Here is an 886-nt window from a genome sequence, read left to right on the forward strand (position 1 = left end):
GCCGAGTGGCGAATAGCTGGTTACGCCGTAAAACAATTGTACCAGTCTTTTGCCAGCCTGCAATTCTGCCTGGACATGGCTCCATTCGGCAGATTGCTGGGCGAGCTTGGGCAGAAACCGCGCGCTTTTGGATTGGCTGAGGCTGGTTGTGCGCATAAACTTGAAACCGGCTTTTGCCGAAGCGCCCTCGCGGTCGGGATAAACCAGACAAAGCATGGTCGCAGCCGGGCAGGGGAAGCGCAATTTGTCGGTGAACATGTCGCCGATTAGCCGCGCGCATTCCCACGGCGCCCATCGTTCGGGCATTTGCCGAACACCAAAATGCCGGATGTCAAAGGCATCGGGATAAATAGCGCCGATCTCCGGCGTGCCATCAGCGCTGCGCCCGATTTCCCGGAACCGTTCGGTGCGCAGGATCATCCGGTCATCTTCAACTTCGAGTTCAATATCACGGCGGATAGCTTGGCTGGCAATGTCGTCGAGCGGATTATATTCGGTGCGGTCTTCTTGCGGTGCCGTCGTAGGAGAGGTCAGATCATCAACGAGCGCGATAAGTTCCTGCGGTTCCATTTCATTTGCATCAATGCCAAGCGAGGTCAGCACGCCGATCAGTCCCTCGCGGCACTGCGCGAGTTCATTGTCGTCAACATTTGCGGTGTCTGGAACGCCCAGAGAGATAACCAGATTATGGCAGCGGGCATGAAACGGCGCATGGGCAGACCCGCTTTCCCAGACCAGATCATAAAGCCTTTTTGATCTATGGCGCGCCATTGCCTCATATACGCCGCCCTGCGCATAACGTTTGGCAAACCAGGGGGCGACGACCCGGCCAATGCGCGGGCTGGCAAAATGTAATATCTGCAGACACGCGCCTTCGGGCATGCCT

1 protein-coding gene is annotated in these 886 nt (G+C 57.0%); it reads right to left on the reverse strand.

The genetic code is table 11. The features are described from left to right. On the reverse strand, positions 1-886 hold an 886-nt coding region (locus C8024_RS15290), incomplete at both ends, for a DUF5934 domain-containing protein (protein ID WP_173206711.1).

Source organism: Sphingopyxis sp. BSNA05, from assembly GCF_013265645.1.
In the GTDB taxonomy this organism is placed as follows: domain Bacteria; phylum Pseudomonadota; class Alphaproteobacteria; order Sphingomonadales; family Sphingomonadaceae; genus Parasphingorhabdus.